Consider the following 18303-nt stretch of genomic DNA (forward strand, 5'->3'; position numbering starts at 1 on the left):
CCGGGTAAGGCGTAGCCGCCCCCCGGCAACCCACAGCAAATTACAGGATGTTAGCGACAGATTTCGCCAACTGAGCTTCCAGAACCGGCTTCGCTTCTTCGAACTTCAGATTCACTTTGTTAGCATTAGACACGACGCGAGTCTGATATTTTGCACGATCGCCTTGCGCGCTGCTGGTTTGCAACTTGATACCGGATGTCCCTTGACGCAACGCCGCAACGTTATCCGTTGTCACTTTCGCTTTGCTGCGTTCAGAGATCTGCAGGTCAGTGACCATGGTGTAGTTTACGTCTTCCACCATCGCATCCGCAGCCATGCCGATCAACCCCGCCGCGATACCAACACCCAGCGCCGCACCAGAGGAGTTGCTATTGTAGGCGGTAATCCCCGCACCCAACGCTGCGCCCATCGCGGCTCCTTCATAACCCGTTTTCAGGAAGCCCTGAGCTTCACGCAGATCCATTTTGTCCGCTTTCAATACGTTCGCCTGTACCCAGTAATAAGCGCTGTCTGGTGAGCTGGTCACTTTATAACCTTTCGCGGACAGGTCATTTGCCAGCAGGGTTTGCAGGTTACTCATGTCTTTGTCAGAGGTATTTTTTACCTGAATGTAGACGGTCTTCTCGCTGGAAGGCTCCAGCCAGATGGTTTCACTCATCTGCGTTTTCACTTCAAGGTTACGTTTTTTAACGGCGGTGGTCATCGCGCCACAACCGGTCAGCGTCATTGTCGCGACAATCATGCCAACAACCGCGATTTTTTTTAAAGACATGTATTTTCCTTTTTTCGTGTAATAGAGAGTCCAGAGCCTCTTAACCGCGCGGCCAGTAGCCACACAATGGCGAAAAAAGTATCGGCAGTTGCGCAATTTTTTTTAGTGGAGATATCAATAAGATGACTACCAGAACTGGTAGCTTTCGGGAAAAAAAACGCCTCCGAAGAGGCGTTTTCACAAAAGCGGGAAGATTACTTTTTCTTCGCTTTCGGGTTCGGCAGGTCGGTGATGCTACCTTCGAACACTTCAGCTGCCAGACCAACGGACTCGTGCAGAGTCGGGTGAGCGTGGATGGTCAGCGCGATGTCTTCAGCGTCACAGCCCATTTCGATCGCCAGACCGATTTCACCCAGCAGCTCGCCGCCGTTGGTACCGACAATCGCACCACCGATCACACGGTGAGATTCTTTGTCGAAAATCAGTTTGGTCATACCGTCTGCGCAGTCAGAAGCGATAGCACGGCCAGAAGCAGCCCACGGGAAGGTGGCGGTTTCGTAGCTGATGCCTTTTTCTTTCGCTTCTTTCTCAGTCAGGCCAACCCATGCAACTTCTGGTTCAGTGTACGCGATGGATGGAATAACTTTCGGATCGAAGTAGTGTTTCTTACCGGCGATAACTTCAGCGGCAACGTGACCTTCGTGAACACCTTTGTGCGCCAGCATCGGCTGACCGACGATATCGCCGATAGCAAAGATGTGCGGCACGTTGGTGCGCAGCTGTTTGTCAACGCGGATGAAGCCACGGTCATCAACTTCAACGCCAGCTTTGCCCGCGTCGAGGTTTTTACCGTTCGGTACACGACCGATAGCTACCAGCACAGCATCGTAACGCTGAGCTTCGGCAGGGGCTTTTTTGCCTTCCATGGAAACGTAGATACCGTCTTCTTTCGCTTCAACGGCAGTCACTTTGGTTTCCAGCATCAGGTTGAATTTCTTGCTGATGCGCTTGGTGAAGACTTTAACCACGTCTTTGTCGGCAGCTGGGATAACCTGGTCGAACATTTCAACCACGTCGATCTCTGAACCCAGTGCATGGTACACGGTACCCATTTCCAGACCGATAATACCGCCGCCCATAACCAGCAGGCGCTTAGGAACAGTTTTCAGTTCCAGCGCGTCAGTGGAGTCCCACACGCGCGGATCTTCGTGCGGAATGAACGGCAGTTCGATCGGACGGGAACCCGCCGCGATGATCGCGTTGTCGAAGTTGATTACGGTTTTGCCGTTTTCGCCTTCAACTTCCAGGGTGTTCGCCCCGGTAAATTTACCCAGACCGTTAACCACTTTCACTTTACGGCCTTTGGCCATACCAGCCAGACCGCCAGTCAGTTGAGTGATAACTTTTTCTTTCCAGGTACGAATCTTGTCGATATCGGTTTTCGGCTCGCCAAAAACGATACCGTGTTCAGCCAGCGCTTTGGCTTCTTCGATAACTTTTGCTACGTGCAGCAGCGCTTTAGAAGGGATACAGCCGACGTTCAGACAAACACCACCGAGGGTGCTGTAACGTTCTACGATGACGGTCTCCAGACCTAAATCTGCGCAACGGAAGGCAGCAGAGTAACCTGCAGGGCCTGCCCCAAGTACCACGACCTGAGTTTTGATTTCAGTGCTCATCATGACCTCTTAATTTATACCCGTCGTCCACCGGGTCGTTCTATCCGCCCGTATTTTACAAAATTGTTAACAATTTTGAAACAACAAACGGCAACCGATTTGTCTTTCGCACAATAACCTCACTGACTTCATGAGATTACCAGAAAAAAGCCGGCCGTCGGGCCGGCTTTTTCGCTTACATCACCAGGCGGCGAATGTCAGACAGCATGTTGTTGATGATGGTGATAAAGCGCGCACCATCCGCACCGTCAATTACACGGTGGTCGAAGGAGAGCGAAATCGGCATCATCAGACGCGGCATAAACTCTTTACCGTTCCACACTGGCTCCATAGAGGACTTGGAGACACCGAGGATAGCCACTTCCGGCGCGTTCACAATCGGCGCGAAGTGGGTAGTACCCAGGCCACCGATGCTGGAGATGGTGAAGCAACCGCCCTGCATTTCGCCAGCAGTCAGCTTGCCATCACGCGCTTTCTTGGAGATCACGGTCAGTTCACGAGACAGCTCGGTAATGCTCTTCTTGTTCACGTCTTTGAAGACCGGAACAACCAGACCATTCGGAGTATCAACCGCTACACCGATGTTGATGTATTTCTTCAGGGTCAGGCGCTGACCGTCTTCAGACAGGGAGCTGTTGAAGCGCGGCATCTGTTCCAGAGCTGCGGCAACGGCTTTCATGATGAAGACTACTGGGGTGAATTTCACGTCCAGTTTACGTTTTTCAGCTTCGGCGTTCTGCTGTTTACGGAACGCTTCCAGATCGGTGATATCGGTCTTATCGAAGTGAGTAACGTGCGGGATCATCACCCAGTTACGGCTCAGGTTAGCACCAGAGATTTTCTGGATACGGCCCAGTTCCACTTCTTCGATTTCACCAAACTTGCTGAAGTCCACTTTCGGCCAAGGCAGCATGCCCGGGATACCGCCGCCTGCTGCTGCAGCCGGAGCCGCTTCAGCACGCTTGATAGCGTCTTTCACGTAAGCCTGAACGTCTTCACGCAGGATACGACCTTTACGGCCAGAACCTTTCACTTTCGCCAGGTTCACACCGAATTCGCGCGCCAGGCGACGAATCAGCGGTGTTGCATGAACGTAAGCGTCGTTTTCAGCAAACTCAGATTTGCCTTCCGCTTTCGAGGCCGGAGCTGCGGCTTGCGCAGGCGCTGGTGCTGCGGCCGGAGCCGGAGCAGCTGCTTGTGCTGGAGCGGCTGCAGGTGCTGCGCCTTCGACTTCGAAGACCATAATCAGAGAACCGGTTTTAACTTTGTCACCAGTGCTGATTTTGATTTCTTTCACGGTGCCCGCGAACGGTGCCGGAACTTCCATTGACGCTTTATCGCCTTCAACGGTGATCAGTGACTGCTCAGCGGCAATTTTATCGCCCACTTTAACCATCACTTCAGTGACTTCGACTTCGTCACCGCCGATATCCGGTACGTTAACTTCTTTCGAGCCGGAAGCAGCCGGAGCCGCCGCTGCTGCTGGAGCAGCCGCCTGAGCCGGTGCTGCAGCAGGCGCTGCGCCCGCTACTTCGAAGACCATAATCAGGGAACCGGTAGACACTTTGTCGCCGGTGTTGATTTTGATCTCTTTAACGGTACCTGCGAACGGTGCCGGAACTTCCATTGACGCTTTGTCACCTTCAACGGTGATCAGAGACTGTTCAGCCGCAACGGTGTCACCCACTTTAACCATGATCTCGGTAACTTCAACTTCGTCGCCGCCGATGTCCGGTACGTGTACGTCTTTCGCCGCCGCAGCAGCAGGTGCTGCTGCCGGAGCCGCTTCTTTCTTCTCTTCTGCCGGAGCAGGTGCAGCTGCTGCTGCACCGTCGGCGGAATCGAAAATCATGATCAGTTTGCCGGTCTCAGTTTTATCGCCAACAGAGACTTTGATCTCTTTAACGATACCAGCCTGAGGAGACGGAACTTCCATAGAGGCTTTGTCGCCTTCTACGGTGATCAGCGACTGTTCAGCTTCAACTTTGTCGCCCACTTTGACCAGGATCTCGGTGATTTCAACTTCATCAGCCCCGATGTCCGGTACATTGATTTCGATAGCCATTATTCTTTTACCTCTTACGCCAGACGCGGGTTAACTTTATCTGCATCGATGTTGAATTTGGTGATTGCGTCTGCAACCACTTTCTTATCGATTTCGCCACGTTTAGCCAGTTCGCCCAGGGCCGCTACAACCACGTAGGAAGCATCAACTTCGAAGTGGTGACGCAGGTTTTCACGGCTGTCAGAGCGACCGAAACCGTCGGTACCCAGTACGCGATAATCATCAGCCGGTACATAAGTACGAACCTGTTCGGCAAACAGTTTCATATAGTCAGTAGATGCTACTGCCGGAGCGTCGTTCATCACCTGAGCGATGTACGGAACGCGCGGAGTTTCCATCGGGTGCAGCATGTTCCAGCGCTCACAATCCTGGCCATCACGCGCCAGTTCAGTGAAGGAGGTTACGCTGTAAACGTCAGAACCTACACCGTAGTCGTTCGCCAGGATCTGTGCTGCTTCACGGACGTGACGCAGGATAGAACCGGAGCCCAGCAGCTGAACTTTACCTTTCTTACCTTCGAGGGTTTCGAGTTTGTAGATACCTTTACGGATACCTTCCTCGGCACCTGCTGGCATTGCCGGCATGTGGTAGTTTTCGTTCAGCGTGGTGATGTAGTAGTAAACGTTCTCTTGTTTCTCACCGTACATACGCTCCAGACCATCGTGCATGATGACCGCAACTTCGTACGCGTAAGACGGATCGTAAGAGATACAGTTCGGGATAGTCAGAGACTGAATATGGCTGTGACCATCTTCGTGCTGCAGACCTTCACCGTTCAGCGTCGTACGACCGGAAGTACCACCAATCAGGAAGCCACGAGCCTGTTGGTCGCCTGCCTGCCAACACAGGTCACCGATACGCTGGAACCCGAACATGGAGTAGTAGATGTAGAACGGAATCATCGGCAGATCGTTGGTGCTGTAAGAGGTCGCAGCAGCCAGCCAGGATGCGCCAGCACCCAGTTCGTTGATACCTTCCTGCAGGATCTGACCTTTCTCGTCTTCTTTATAGTAAGCAACCTGCTCACGGTCCTGCGGGGTGTACTGCTGACCGTTCGGGCTGTAGATACCGATCTGACGGAACAGACCTTCCATACCGAAAGTACGTGCTTCATCAGCGATGATCGGAACCAGACGATCTTTGATCGACTTGTTCTTCAGCATCACGTTCAGGGCACGAACGAAAGCGATAGTGGTGGAGATTTCTTTGTTCTGCTCTTCCAGCAGCGCACCGAAGTCTTCCAGAGCCGGCAGTTCCAGCTTCTCAGTGAAGTTCGGCTGACGAGCTGGCAGGTAGCCATGCAGTTTCTGACGCTGAGCGTGCAGATAAGTGTGCTCTTCAGAACCTTCCGGGAAGGTGATGTAAGACAGGTTTTCAACCTGCTCATCGGTCACAGGAACGTTGAAACGGTCGCGGATATAACGCACGCCGTCCATGTTCATTTTCTTAACCTGGTGAGCGATGTTTTTACCTTCAGCGGTGTCACCCATGCCGTAACCTTTGATGGTATGGGCGAGGATTACAGTTGCTTTGCCTTTGGTTTCCTGCGCTTTTTTCAGTGCAGCGTAAACTTTCTTCGGATCGTGACCACCGCGGTTCAGAGACCAAATCTGCTCATCAGTCCAGTCAGCAACCAGTGCTGCGGTTTCCGGGTATTTACCGAAGAAGTGCTCACGTACATATGCGCCATCTTTGGATTTGAAGGTCTGGTAGTCGCCGTCAACGGTTTCGTTCATCAGCTGGATCAGTTTACCACTGGTGTCTTTACGCAGCAGCTCATCCCAACGACCGCCCCACATGACTTTGATAACGTTCCAGCCAGCGCCCGCGAAGATGCCTTCCAGTTCGTTAACAATCTTGCCGTTACCGGTTACCGGGCCGTCAAGACGCTGCAGGTTACAGTTGATAACAAAGACCAGGTTGTCCAGTTTTTCACGGGTCGCGATGGTGATCGCACCTTTTGATTCTGGCTCATCCATCTCGCCGTCGCCCAGGAAGGCGTAAACGGTTTGTTTAGAGGTATCTTTCAGACCACGGTGTTCCAGATATTTCAGGAATTTAGCCTGGTAGATAGCACCGATTGGGCCCAGACCCATAGATACGGTCGGGAACTGCCAGAATTCTGGCATCAGTTTCGGGTGCGGGTAGGAAGACAGGCCTTTGCCATGTACTTCCTGACGGAAGTTGTTCATCTGCTCTTCAGTCAGACGACCTTCCAGGAATGCGCGTGCGTAGATGCCCGGAGAGATGTGGCCCTGGAAGTACACCAGATCGCCGCCATCTTGCTCGTTGCGTGCACGGAAGAAGTGGTTGAAGCAAACATCATATACCGTTGCGGAGGACTGGAAGGATGCCATGTGGCCACCCAGCTCGAGGTCCTTTTTAGACGCGCGCAGTACGGTCATGATGGCGTTCCAACGGATAGCAGAACGAATACGACGTTCCAGCTCCAGATTGCCCGGGTATTCCGGTTCATCTTCAACGGCAATAGTGTTTACATAATTGCTGGCCCCTGCACCTGCCGCTACTTTCACGCCGCCTTTGCGGGCTTCTGAAAGCAGTTGGTCGATCAGATACTGAGCACGCTCAACACCTTCTTCACGGATGACCGATTCGATCGCCTGTAGCCAGTCGCGAGTTTCGATCGGATCCACGTCATTTGGGAAACGTTCTGACATGGGGGTATTCCTTATCTATCTAATACGTTGAGTTATCTGGAACCTGTCCCATTACGTTCTCGCCAGAGAGCGTAATAAGACAGGTTCTGCGTTTAGTTGCCGCGCACTTTATATGGCGCTTGATTTACAACATCTTCTGGTTAACGTTCTGCCAGAAAAATCACTAATTCTTTCGTTGCTCCAGACGGCGTAAGGCGCGTTCACGACGGCTTTCCTCACGGCTTCTGTCCAGCAGAATCTCTTCGATAAACGCCAGGTGACGGTGGGACGCTTCACGCGCCTCTTCCGGCTTCCCGGCAATAATTGCTTCAAAAATACGGGTACGGTGACCGCTAACCAGTGGCAGCATTTCACGACGCGCATACAGCAATTCGAAGTTTTGCCGAACGTTCTGGGCCAGCATCGGCTCCATACACCTTAGCAAATGGAGCAGCACCACATTATGTGCCGCTTCGGTGACAGCAATTTGATACTGGAGTACTGCATCAGATTCACCGTCAAGATCGCCGGACTGTTGAGCAAGCTCGATCGCATGGTGGAGTTCACGGATACGCGTTTTGTCTTCATCCGTGCTGCGCAGTGCAGCGTAATAAGCTGCAATCCCTTCCAGCGCATGGCGCGTCTCAAGCAGGTCAAACTGGGATTCAGGATGGTCGGAGAGCAGCTCTACTAGTGGGTCGCTAAAGCTCTGCCACAGGCTGCTCTGAACAAAAGTGCCACCGCCCTGACGACGAAGCAGTAACCCCTTCGCTTCAAGGCGTTGGATCGCCTCGCGTAAGGAGGGGCGGGAGACGTCGAACTGTTTTGCCAGCTCGCGTTCCGGTGGGAGTTTTTCTCCGGGGCGAAGTGTCCCCTCAAGAATTAAAAACTCCAGCTGCTGTTCAATCACATCGGAGAGTTTTGGTTGGCGGATTTTGCTGTAGGCCATGATTTCCTGTCTTAAGCCATTTGCCCGGAGTCAATTGGTCTTACCAATTTCATGTTCTTGACGCTAAAGTAACAAAGTATTCACCTTCTGTCCATACAGGTTTTGATTGAAATCAGTAAAGGAGGCATATTTTAACAACATTACAGAAATAACGTTTCAAACATGTAACTATGCACAAATGTTAAATTTACCCACCTCGAGGTAGTTTTAACGGAATTGAAACGAAAAATTATCTCATCTGAACCGATTCACCTGCTTATTTATCGATACTTAAACCACTATTAATGAATAGAAATTCAAAATGGAAATTTTGTGGTAGATAAACTCGCATTTACAAATGGTTTCTTTTTATTCAACTCGTCATCTTCCCCGCATAAAGCAGGTGCATTCGCGCTCGCATATCATTATTCTGATCAAGACAAAAGCGTTAAGGCAACATTTTATAAAAAGCATCTGTAAACAAATTAATACAACAAACGGAATTGCAAACTTACACACGCATTACTGCGTAGTTCAAAAAATAAGTACTCGAAATATGAAGAGTAAAACCACACACGAGGTTTCATGATGGAAAGTCAACAGCATGGCGATCAGCTCAAGCGCGGTCTTAAGAACCGCCATATACAGCTAATCGCGCTGGGTGGCGCGATTGGTACCGGGTTATTCCTCGGTAGCGCATCCGTTATCCAGTCTGCAGGACCGGGTATTATTCTGGGTTACGCTATTGCCGGCTTTATCGCCTTTTTGATTATGCGTCAGTTAGGTGAAATGGTGGTTGAAGAGCCGGTAGCAGGCTCCTTTAGCCACTTTGCTTATAAATACTGGGGCAGTTTCGCGGGTTTCGCCTCTGGCTGGAACTACTGGGTACTGTACGTGCTGGTTGCCATGGCTGAGCTGACTGCAGTCGGTAAATATATCCAGTTCTGGTACCCGGAGATCCCAACCTGGGCCTCTGCTGCAGCCTTCTTCCTGATTATCAACGCCATTAACCTGACCAACGTGAAAGTGTTTGGTGAGATGGAGTTCTGGTTCGCCATTATTAAAGTCATTGCTGTCGTCGCGATGATCATCTTCGGCGGCTGGCTGCTGTTCAGCGGCAACGGCGGGCCGCAGGCCAGCGTCAGCAACTTGTGGAACCAGGGGGGCTTCCTGCCGCATGGCTTCACCGGTCTGGTGATGATGATGGCGATTATCATGTTCTCTTTCGGTGGGCTGGAGCTGGTTGGGATCACCGCAGCAGAAGCGGATAACCCGGAGCAAAGCATTCCCAAAGCAACCAACCAGGTTATCTACCGTATCCTGATTTTCTATGTGGGTTCGCTGGCGGTTCTGCTTTCCCTGATGCCGTGGACGCGCGTTACGGCTGATACCAGCCCGTTTGTCCTTATTTTCCACGAACTGGGCGACACGTTTGTTGCTAATGCCCTGAACATCGTGGTGCTGACTGCTGCCCTTTCTGTCTATAACAGCTGTGTGTACTGCAACAGCCGTATGCTGTTCGGTCTGGCACAGCAGGGCAATGCGCCGAAAGCGCTGATGAACGTCGACAAGCGCGGCGTGCCGGTGAACACCATTCTGGTTTCCGCACTGGTGACGGCTCTGTGCGTGCTGATCAACTACCTGGCGCCAGAATCTGCCTTTGGCCTGTTGATGGCGCTGGTAGTTTCCGCACTGGTGATCAACTGGGCAATGATTAGCCTTGCGCACATGAAGTTCCGCAAAGCCAAACAGCAGCAGGGTGTTACCACCCGCTTCCCGGCGCTGCTCTATCCGCTGGGTAACTGGGTGTGCCTGATTTTCATGGCTGCAGTACTGGTGATTATGCTGATGACGCCGGGCATGGCGATCTCGGTGTACTTAATCCCGGTATGGATTGCTATTCTTGGCATTGGTTACCTGTTCAAACAGAAAACGGCCGGCACGGTTAAAGCACATTAATTTTTCCTCCCCCACCTGCGCCAGGTGGGGGTTGTTACCTGCCTCACACTTTCCCACTCACGACTGTTTAGTCCATATCAGCGGCGTTATCCTGCAACGCAAAAACACCGGTACCAGACAATAATTCTCTCCATATCTCATTCATGGAGTGCAGTTGATGGAAACCAGTAAGCTCACGGTGAAAGAAAAGATTGGCTATGGAATGGGCGACGCCGGATGCAACATCATCTTTGGCGCCATCATGTTGTTTGTTAACTATTTTTACACAGACATTTTTGGTCTGGCGCCTGCTCTGGTCGGCGTATTACTGCTCTCAGTACGCGTTATTGATGCCGTTACTGATCCCATTATGGGCGCAATGGCCGACCGTACGCGCAGCAAATATGGTCGATTTCGTCCATGGCTTTTGTGGATGGCTTTCCCATACGCATTATTCAGCGTATTGATGTTTACCACCCCGGAATGGACCTATAACAGCAAAGTTATCTATGCCTTTGTTACCTATTTCCTGCTCTCAATTACCTATACGGCGATCAATATCCCCTATTGCTCTCTCGGCAGCGTCATCACCAACGATCCGCAAGAACGCGTCGCCTGCCAGTCATATCGCTTTGTATTGGTAGGAATTGCAACTCTGCTGCTGTCACTCACCCTGCTCCCCATGGCCGACTGGTTCGGCGGGGAAGACAAAGCCAAAGGGTATCAAATGGCGATGGCGGTACTGGCCTTCATCGGCATGTGTATGTTCCTGTTCTGCTTTGCAACCGTCCGTGAGCGTGTCCGTCCTGCCGTCCCGACCAATGACGATTTAAAAGCCGATCTAAAAGATGTGTGGAAGAACGATCAGTGGGTAAAAATTCTGCTGTTAACCCTGTGCAACGTCTGTCCGGGTTTTATTCGCATGGCTGCCACCATGTACTACGTGACCTGGGTTATGCAGCAGAGTACACAATTTGCGACGTTGTTTATCAGTCTTGGCGTTGTAGGCATGATGATCGGCAGCATGTTGGCGAAGGTGTTAACCGATCGCTGGTGCAAACTGAAAGTGTTCTTCTGGACCAATATCATCCTGGCGATTTTCTCCGCCGCGTTTTACTTCTTCGATCCGAAAGCCACCATGATGATTATGGTGCTCTACTTCCTGCTCAACATCCTGCATCAGATCCCATCCCCGCTGCACTGGTCGCTGATGGCGGATGTCGATGACTATGGCGAGTGGAAAACCGGTAAACGTATCACCGGAATCAGCTTCTCCGGTAACCTGTTCTTCCTGAAACTGGGTCTGGCGATTGCCGGAGCGATGGTCGGCTTCCTGCTCTCCTGGTACGGCTACGACGCTGGGGCGAAAGCGCAAAGCGACTCCGCCATTAACGGTATTATGCTGCTGTTTACCATCATACCTGGCGCAGGCTACCTGATTACTGCAGGCGTGGTTCGTCTGCTGAAAGTTGACCGCGAGTTTATGCAGCAAATCCAGACAGATTTAGAAAAGCGCCGCGCCAACTACCGTGAACTGAATGAATACCACGATATAAAAACGACTGAAACCGTAAGGAAAGCCTAATGAATCAGTGGCCAAATCCCTTTATTGAACAGCGTGCCGATCCGTTTATCTTACGTGACGGTAGCCACTACTATTTCATTGCTTCAGTACCTGAATATGACCGGCTGGAGATACGCCGGGCCGACTCGCTGGAAGGGTTGCGCACCGCCGCCCCGGTTATCATCTGGCGCAAGCCAGAAAGCGGCCCCATGAGCCAACTCATCTGGGCGCCCGAAATCCATCATCTGGCAGGCAAGTGGTACATCTATTTTGCCGCCACCCACACACAGTCGCTCGACAAGCTGGGGATGTTCCAGCATCGCATGTTTGCGCTCGAATGTGCCGACGCCGATCCGCTGACCGGAAAGTGGACGGAGAAAGGTCAGATTAAAACGCAGTTTGATACCTTTGCGCTCGATGCCACCACCTTTAACCATCAGGGAAAACAGTGGTATCTATGGGCGCAGAAATCGCCCGATATCGCCGGAAACTCCAATATCTATCTCGCAGAACTGGAAAATCCATGGACGATTAAAGGCGAGCCGGTCATGCTAAGCCATCCTGAATATGACTGGGAATGCCGGGGTTTTTGGGTCAACGAAGGTCCTGCCGTCATGGTTCACGGCGACAAGTTGTTTATCAGCTATTCCGCCAGCGCTACTGATGAGAACTACTGTATGGGATTATTGTGGATTGACTTAGACGCAGATCCGCTCAACTCGCAGAACTGGCACAAATCACCGCGCCCGGTCTTTACCACCAGCTATGAAAACCGCCAGTTTGGGCCAGGACACAACAGCTTTACGCAAACGCCAGAAGGTGAAGATGTGCTGGTGTATCACGCGAGAAATTACACTGAAATCGAGGGCGATCCGCTGTACGACCCAAACCGCCACACTCGTCTGAAGCTCGTGCGTTGGGACGAAAACGGCATGCCAGATTTTGGCATCCCGCCTGCTGATACGAACTAAACCGTTGCACTGCCCGGTGGCGCTAACGCTTACCGGGCCTACACGTTTTTCCATTGTAGGCCGGATAAGCGTTAGCGCCATCCGGCACAACGCTATACTAATGCCCCATAAATGGTCAGCAACGCAATAATCACCACCACCACAAACGAGGTCTTCTTCGCCATCGAAACAGCCGCTTTTGGCGTTTCGACTTTATCGGTATGAGGTTCGCGCGCCAGCGAGAACTGCGCCAGACGCGTAAGCACCTGATATTGCGACGTGTGCAGATCAGCAAGCGACGCAAACCAGGCTGGCAACGCCTTCTCGCCGTGTCCTAACAGCGCATAGACCACGCCCGCCAGACGCACCGGGATCCAGTCCAGCACATGCAGGATCGCATCAATACCCGATTGCAGACGCTGGTGCGGTGTCTGATAGCGCGCCAGCCAGGACTGCCAGGCACGTAAAAAGGCATAACCAACCAGCGTCACAGGTCCCCACGGGCCACCGACAATCAGCCAGAATAACGGCGCCAGGTAAAAGCGAAAGTTGTTCCATAACAGCGCGTTCTGCAGTTCACGCAGGAACTCACGCTCGTCACAGTCCGGCGGAACACCATGGATAAGCGTCAGCTCGCTGGCCATCGCCTCACGAGCGTGAGCGTCATCGCGAGCGGCCGCGTTCAGGTAAGCGTGATAGTGAAGGCGCGCCTTGCCTGCGCCGATGCACAGCAAGCCAATTAAGATCCACGCCACCAGCAACGGAACGTTAAACAGCAGCCCATGAAGTGCGCGCAGTAGCAGAAACGTCACTCCCATCGCAATAAGAGTAATGCCTACCGTACGCATCATCGAGAAATGCTTAATCCGGCGGAAAAAAGCTTCAACCCGGTGATCAAGCTGCCAGTGCTCACCCAGCTTAAACAGGCGTTCAACAATCAACACCAGTAATGTTGTAAACAGCGTCATGTCATCTCCTTGTGCGACGAGGGGGTGACCAGGGCGCGAAACCTTGCCCAGTCAAATGAGGGCCCGGGATCGGTCTTACGCTCGGGCGCAATATTGCAATGTCCTGTCATATTGTTAGCAATAGCCGGATAACGCGTAATCAGGGCATTGGTCACGGCTGCCAGTTGCTGGTACTGCGCGTCGGTATAGGCCAGCGTATCCGTCCCTTCCAGCTCAATACCAATTGAGAAATCATTACAGCGTTCACGGCCCTGATAGCTCGAGACGCCGGCATGCCAGGCGCGTTTATCAAAGGGGACATACTGCACGATTTCACCATCACGGCGAATTAAACAATGGGCCGAAACGCGCAAATGGGCGATTCCGGCAAAATAAGGATGGGCGTTGGGATCAATCGTGCCAGTAAACAGCGCGTCTATCCACGGGCCGCCAAACTCGCCGGGCGGCAGGCTGATATTATGCACCACCAGCAGAGAAGGGTTTTCGTCATCCGGGCGGCAATCGTAATGCGGAGAGGGAACGCGTCGCGCCTCTGCCAGCCAGCCCTCGTCTAACAACATGCAGAATCTCCTTATTGGTGGTGCTCATATCAGGTTCAGGGTAGCATGTTTCCACCTTATGATTCGTTAGCAATTTGGAGTTTTATCATGCCGCCTCGCCGCTATAACCCTGACTACCGACGTGACGCGCTGTTGGAACGCATAAATCTCGATATCCCTGCCGCTGTCGCTCAGGCGCTGCGTGAAGATTTAGGCGGAGAAGTTGATGCCAATAACGATATCACCGCACAGCTTTTACCCGAAGACATGCGCTCCCACGCTACCGTAATTACCCGCGAAGATGGCGTTTTTTGTGGGAAACGTTGGGTGGAAGAGGTCTTTATTCAACTGGCTGGCGATGATGTAAACATCACCTGGCATGTCGAAGATGGCGACAGCATTAAGGCTAATCAGCCACTGTTTGAACTGGACGGCCCTTCCCGCGTGTTACTGACCGGTGAACGTACCGCGCTTAATTTTGTGCAGACGCTTTCAGGTGTAGCAAGCGAGGTGCGTAAATACGTCGACCTGTTAGCTGGGACCAAGACCCAACTGCTGGATACGCGTAAAACCCTGCCAGGACTGCGTACCGCGCTAAAATACGCCGTATTGTGCGGCGGCGGCGCGAATCATCGTTTGGGGCTGTCCGACGCTTTCCTGATTAAAGAAAACCACATTATTGCTTCCGGCTCGGTACGTCAGGCCGTAGAAAAAGCATTCTGGTTGCACCCGGATGTGCCGGTTGAAGTCGAAGTAGAAAGCCTGGATGAGCTGGACGACGCGCTGAAAGCCGGGGCCGATATCATCATGCTCGATAACTTCGAAACCGACCAAATGCGCGAAGCGGTAAAACGCACCAACGGCCAGGCGCGTCTGGAAGTCTCGGGCAATGTCACCCATGAAACGCTGCGCGAATTTGCCGAAACCGGCGTGGATTTCATCTCTGTTGGCGCGCTGACCAAACATGTTCGCGCTCTCGATCTCTCCATGCGTTTTCGCTAATTGCTGATTGTATTGCCCGATGATGCTTCGCTTATCGGGCCTCCTACACAGGTTTATTCTGTAAGCCGGATACGGCATTTACGCCGCCATCCGGCAGTTTCTTCGAGCCTCTTAGCAAATACATTGTCTGATTCTGTAATTTCGTAAAAGTTCTCGGAATCCGCCTTCCCATTCTGTTTTTTGTCTCTCGCCGTCCTCCCGTCGGTTTGCCAAAGTAGCGCCAGCAAACTCAAGGAGTGAACAATGAACAAGCAACGAGGCTTTACGCTTATCGAACTCATGGTGGTGATTGGCATTATTGCCATTCTTAGCGCCATCGGTATTCCGGCATATCAAAACTATCTGCGCAAGGCCGCGCTGACAGACATGCTGCAAACCTTTGTCCCCTATCGCACAGCGGTTGAGCTCTGTGCACTGGAGCATGGAGGAACAGATACCTGCGATGCCGGAACGAATGGTATTCCCACTCCAACAACTACCCGTTACGTCTCAGCCATGAGCATTGATAAAGGCGTTGTCAGCCTTAGTGGGCAGGAAAGCCTGAACGGGTTAAGCATCACCATGACGCCGGCTTGGGACAATGCCAACGGCATTACCGGTTGGAACCGTAACTGCATCATCCAGAACGACAGCGCATTGCAGCAGGCCTGTGAAGATGTTTTCCGCTTCGATACCCACTAAGGAACAGAGATGAATACCACCCAGCTTACAGCGCTATGCCAACGTTATCAGGGAATATTACTGGATGCAGACAATGAAGTGGTGCATATCGCCGTCGTAGACGCCCCATCACACGAACTGCTGGATGCACTGCATTTTGCCACCACCCGGCGCATCGACATTGTCTGCTGGACACGTCAGCAAATGGAAGGCCACATGCATACACCGCAGAAAATGCTCCCTGCAGTAGTCACAAAAAGCAGCGCCAGCGCAGCAGACTTGCTGAATCAGACGTTTCATTCCGCTCTGGAGAAACGGGCTTCTGATATTCATTTTGAGCCAGCGGAAAATCACTATCGGATCAGATTACGTGTGGATGGAGTACTCCACGCTTTACCGGAAGTCACGACCGAGATGGGCATTGCCATCACCGCGAGGTTAAAAGTATTGGGCAGTCTGGATATTGCCGAGCATCGGCTTCCACAAGACGGACAATTTACCGTTGAGATTTCAGGAGAACCTATCTCGTTTCGCATCGCCACCCTGCCCTGTCGCTACGGCGAAAAAGTCGTGTTGCGGCTACTTCATCAGGTCGAGCAGTCACTGGAGATCGCCGCACTGGGAATGCAAGACGCGCAGCTGGCCGCATTTTCGCAAGCCTTGCAGCAGCCTCAGGGGCTGATTCTGGTTACCGGGCCTACCGGAAGCGGTAAAACGGTCACACTGTACAGTGCGCTGCAAACCCGAAACACGCCAGATGTTAATCTCTGTAGCGTGGAAGATCCGGTAGAGATCCCGATCGCAGGCATCAACCAGACGCAAATTCACCCACGCGCCGGTTTGACTTTTCAGGGAGTCTTACGTGCTCTGTTGCGTCAGGATCCCGACATTATCATGGTGGGTGAAATCCGCGATGGAGAAACAGCAGAAATAGCCCTTAAAGCCGCACAAACCGGTCATCTGGTTCTTTCTACGCTGCATACCAATTCCACCAGTGAAACGCTGGTGCGTCTGCAACAAATGGGGGTCGCACGCTGGATGATCGCCTCCGCGCTGACGCTCGTCATTGCACAGCGATTGGTCAGAAAGTTGTGCCCCCATTGCCGACAACGTCAGAGTACGCCTATCACACTCCCGAAAGCTGTCTGGCCTACACCACTACCGAATTGGCAGGCCCCTGGCTGCAAACATTGTTATCACGGATTTTATGGCCGTACGGCATTGTTTGAAGTACTCCCTGTTACTCCGGCATTACGTCAGAGTATTGCCAGTGACGCCCCCGTAGACGGAGTGGAACCTGATGCTCAGCTATCAGGGAGAACGCTTTTCGAGAATGGCTGTCAGGCCGTCGAGCAAGGATTAACGACATTTGAAGAGCTGATTCGTGTACTGGGCATGCCTCATGTCCGCTAAACAGCTTTGGCGCTGGCAAGGCATTAACAACAAAGGTAAATCGCTGGAAGGTACACTATGGGCCGATACCCAACCGTCATTAATGCTGGCTCTTGAGAAACAACAGATTACGCCGCTACGCATTAAACGTATGCGTGTCAAAACCTCGCACTGGAGCCGTACAAGAAGTGCCGAAACCATACACCAGTTGGCGACATTGCTAAAAGCAGGGTTAACGCTCTCAACAGGGCTAGCTCTGCTTGCTGAACAGCATCCCAGCAGTCAATGGCAGGCGCTACTGCGTACGCTGGCTTACGATATGGAACAGGGCATTACCCTCTCCACCTCGCTATCACAATGGCAACACGTTTTTCCGCCCCTTTACCAGGCAATGATCCGCACCGGAGAGCTTACGGGTAAGCTGGACGACTGCTGTTTTGAACTCGCCTACCAGCAAAAGAAACAACAGCAACTTGCTGATAAAGTTAAAAAAGCCCTGCGCTATCCGATTATCATCATCACAATGGCGGTGTTGGTCGTATTTGCGATGTTGCAGTTTGTACTCCCTGAGTTTGCCGCCATCTACCAGACATTCAACACCCCGCTACCGGCCCTCACTCAGTGGATTATTACCATCGCACACTATAGCAGCCAATGGGGATGGCTGGCGGTAGCACTTGGCCTGGTAGCGGTTGCGGCACATCATTTGATAAATCAGAAACCGTACTGGCTCGTTCTGCGCCAGAAATTGCTGCTCAGCCTCCCGGTTATAGGGCCGATGGTGAGAGGGCAAAAGCTCACGCAGATCTTCACCGTTCTGGCGTTAACGCAAAATGCGGGCATTCCCTTTTTGCAGGGTCTTGAGAGCGTTACCGAAACGCTGGCTAATCCTTTCTGGTCGCAACGTTTAGCGCTGGTTCAGCACGACATTAGCGCCGGAAAGCCGGTCTGGTTAGCGCTTAAAAATAGCGGTGAATTCAGCCCATTGTGCATACAGCTGGTCCGAACAGGTGAAGCTTCCGGCTCGCTGGATGCAATGCTGCGCAATCTCGCGCATCACCATGGCGAGAAAACCCTGGCTCAAGCTGAGAATTTGGCTGCATTACTTGAGCCTGCGTTGCTGGTCATTACGGGGCTTATCATCGGTACGCTGGTTGTCGCGATGTATTTACCGATTTTCCATTTGGGAGATGCGATGAGCGGAGTGGGATAAATTCAAATGCCGGATGGCGACGTAACGCCATCCGGC

General features: G+C 52.3%; 14 protein-coding genes. 7 read left to right on the forward strand and 7 right to left on the reverse strand.

Annotated elements, in window-relative coordinates:
• Nucleotides 1-40 precede the first annotated feature (40 nt).
• From traT to pdhR, 5 genes are all read right to left on the reverse strand, one after another.
• The gene (gene traT, locus OGV98_RS19820) at nt 41-772 is read right to left on the reverse strand and encodes a complement resistance protein TraT (RefSeq protein WP_003837465.1); all 732 of its coding nucleotides are present in this window, start codon (nt 770-772) and stop codon (nt 41-43) included.
• Nucleotides 773-966: 194 nt separating this feature from the next.
• Nucleotides 967-2391 (reverse strand): dihydrolipoyl dehydrogenase, encoded by a 1425-nt coding sequence (gene lpdA / locus OGV98_RS19825; RefSeq protein ID WP_003018686.1) that lies wholly within the window; start codon nt 2389-2391, stop codon nt 967-969.
• A 175-nt stretch (nt 2392-2566) separates the two neighbouring features.
• Nucleotides 2567-4456: a pyruvate dehydrogenase complex dihydrolipoyllysine-residue acetyltransferase gene (gene aceF / locus OGV98_RS19830; RefSeq protein WP_202580777.1), complete on the reverse strand. Its 1890-nt coding sequence runs from the start codon at nt 4454-4456 to the stop codon at nt 2567-2569.
• Nucleotides 4457-4470: 14 nt separating this feature from the next.
• Complete coding sequence (gene aceE / locus OGV98_RS19835) at nt 4471-7134, reverse strand: pyruvate dehydrogenase (acetyl-transferring), homodimeric type (RefSeq protein ID WP_003837462.1); 2664 nt, start codon at nt 7132-7134, stop codon at nt 4471-4473.
• A 163-nt stretch (nt 7135-7297) separates the two neighbouring features.
• Entirely contained in the window at nt 7298-8062 is a 765-nt protein-coding gene (pdhR, locus tag OGV98_RS19840; protein WP_174329560.1) for a pyruvate dehydrogenase complex transcriptional repressor PdhR, read from the reverse strand.
• 564 nt (nt 8063-8626) lie between these two features.
• On the opposite strand from pdhR, the gene aroP reads away from it, so the two are divergent.
• The 3 genes from aroP to OGV98_RS19855 all read left to right on the forward strand — a co-directional run bounded on the left by aroP (nt 8627) and on the right by OGV98_RS19855 (nt 12514).
• Complete coding sequence (gene aroP, locus OGV98_RS19845) at nt 8627-10000, forward strand: aromatic amino acid transporter AroP (protein WP_202580778.1); 1374 nt, start codon at nt 8627-8629, stop codon at nt 9998-10000.
• Between the two features lie 157 nt (nt 10001-10157).
• Nucleotides 10158-11564 carry a glycoside-pentoside-hexuronide (GPH):cation symporter gene (locus OGV98_RS19850; RefSeq protein ID WP_003018705.1) on the forward strand — a complete coding sequence of 469 codons (1407 nt, stop codon included), beginning with the start codon at nt 10158-10160 and terminating at the stop codon, nt 11562-11564.
• Nucleotides 11564-12514: a glycoside hydrolase family 43 protein gene (locus OGV98_RS19855; protein ID WP_057101873.1), complete on the forward strand. Its 951-nt coding sequence runs from the start codon at nt 11564-11566 to the stop codon at nt 12512-12514. Before OGV98_RS19850 ends, OGV98_RS19855 begins: the two co-directional genes overlap by 1 nt.
• Nucleotides 12515-12606: 92 nt before the next feature.
• Here the strand turns inward: OGV98_RS19855 and ampE are convergent, their stop codons facing one another.
• Nucleotides 12607-13461, reverse strand: coding sequence for a beta-lactamase regulator AmpE (gene ampE, locus OGV98_RS19860; protein ID WP_202580779.1), 855 nt, complete (start codon nt 13459-13461; stop codon nt 12607-12609).
• A complete protein-coding gene (gene ampD / locus OGV98_RS19865) occupies nt 13458-14021 on the reverse strand; it encodes a 1,6-anhydro-N-acetylmuramyl-L-alanine amidase AmpD (RefSeq protein ID WP_003018719.1) in 564 nt (187 codons plus the stop codon). Before ampD ends, ampE begins: the two co-directional genes overlap by 4 nt.
• An 87-nt stretch (nt 14022-14108) precedes the next feature.
• Here ampD and nadC point away from each other — a divergent pair, with 87 nt between their 5' ends.
• The 4 genes from nadC to hofC all read left to right on the forward strand — a co-directional run bounded on the left by nadC (nt 14109) and on the right by hofC (nt 18267).
• The gene (gene nadC, locus OGV98_RS19870) at nt 14109-15002 is read left to right on the forward strand and encodes a carboxylating nicotinate-nucleotide diphosphorylase (protein WP_003837454.1); all 894 of its coding nucleotides are present in this window, start codon (nt 14109-14111) and stop codon (nt 15000-15002) included.
• Nucleotides 15003-15245: 243 nt separating this feature from the next.
• On the forward strand, nt 15246-15683 hold the full coding sequence (gene ppdD, locus OGV98_RS19875; protein WP_174329563.1) for a prepilin peptidase-dependent pilin: 438 nt from the start codon (nt 15246-15248) through the stop codon (nt 15681-15683).
• A gap of 9 nt (nt 15684-15692) precedes the next feature.
• Nucleotides 15693-17075: a type II secretion system protein GspE gene (gene gspE, locus OGV98_RS19880; protein WP_138828188.1), complete on the forward strand. Its 1383-nt coding sequence runs from the start codon at nt 15693-15695 to the stop codon at nt 17073-17075.
• Entirely contained in the window at nt 17065-18267 is a 1203-nt protein-coding gene (gene hofC, locus OGV98_RS19885) for a protein transport protein HofC (protein WP_044712923.1), read from the forward strand. Before gspE ends, hofC begins: the two co-directional genes overlap by 11 nt.
• The last annotated feature ends 36 nt before the right edge of the window (nt 18268-18303 follow it).

Origin of the sequence: Citrobacter sp. Cf136, from assembly GCF_030333815.1 — a bacterium.
Taxonomy (GTDB): Bacteria; Pseudomonadota; Gammaproteobacteria; order Enterobacterales; family Enterobacteriaceae; genus Citrobacter; species Citrobacter freundii.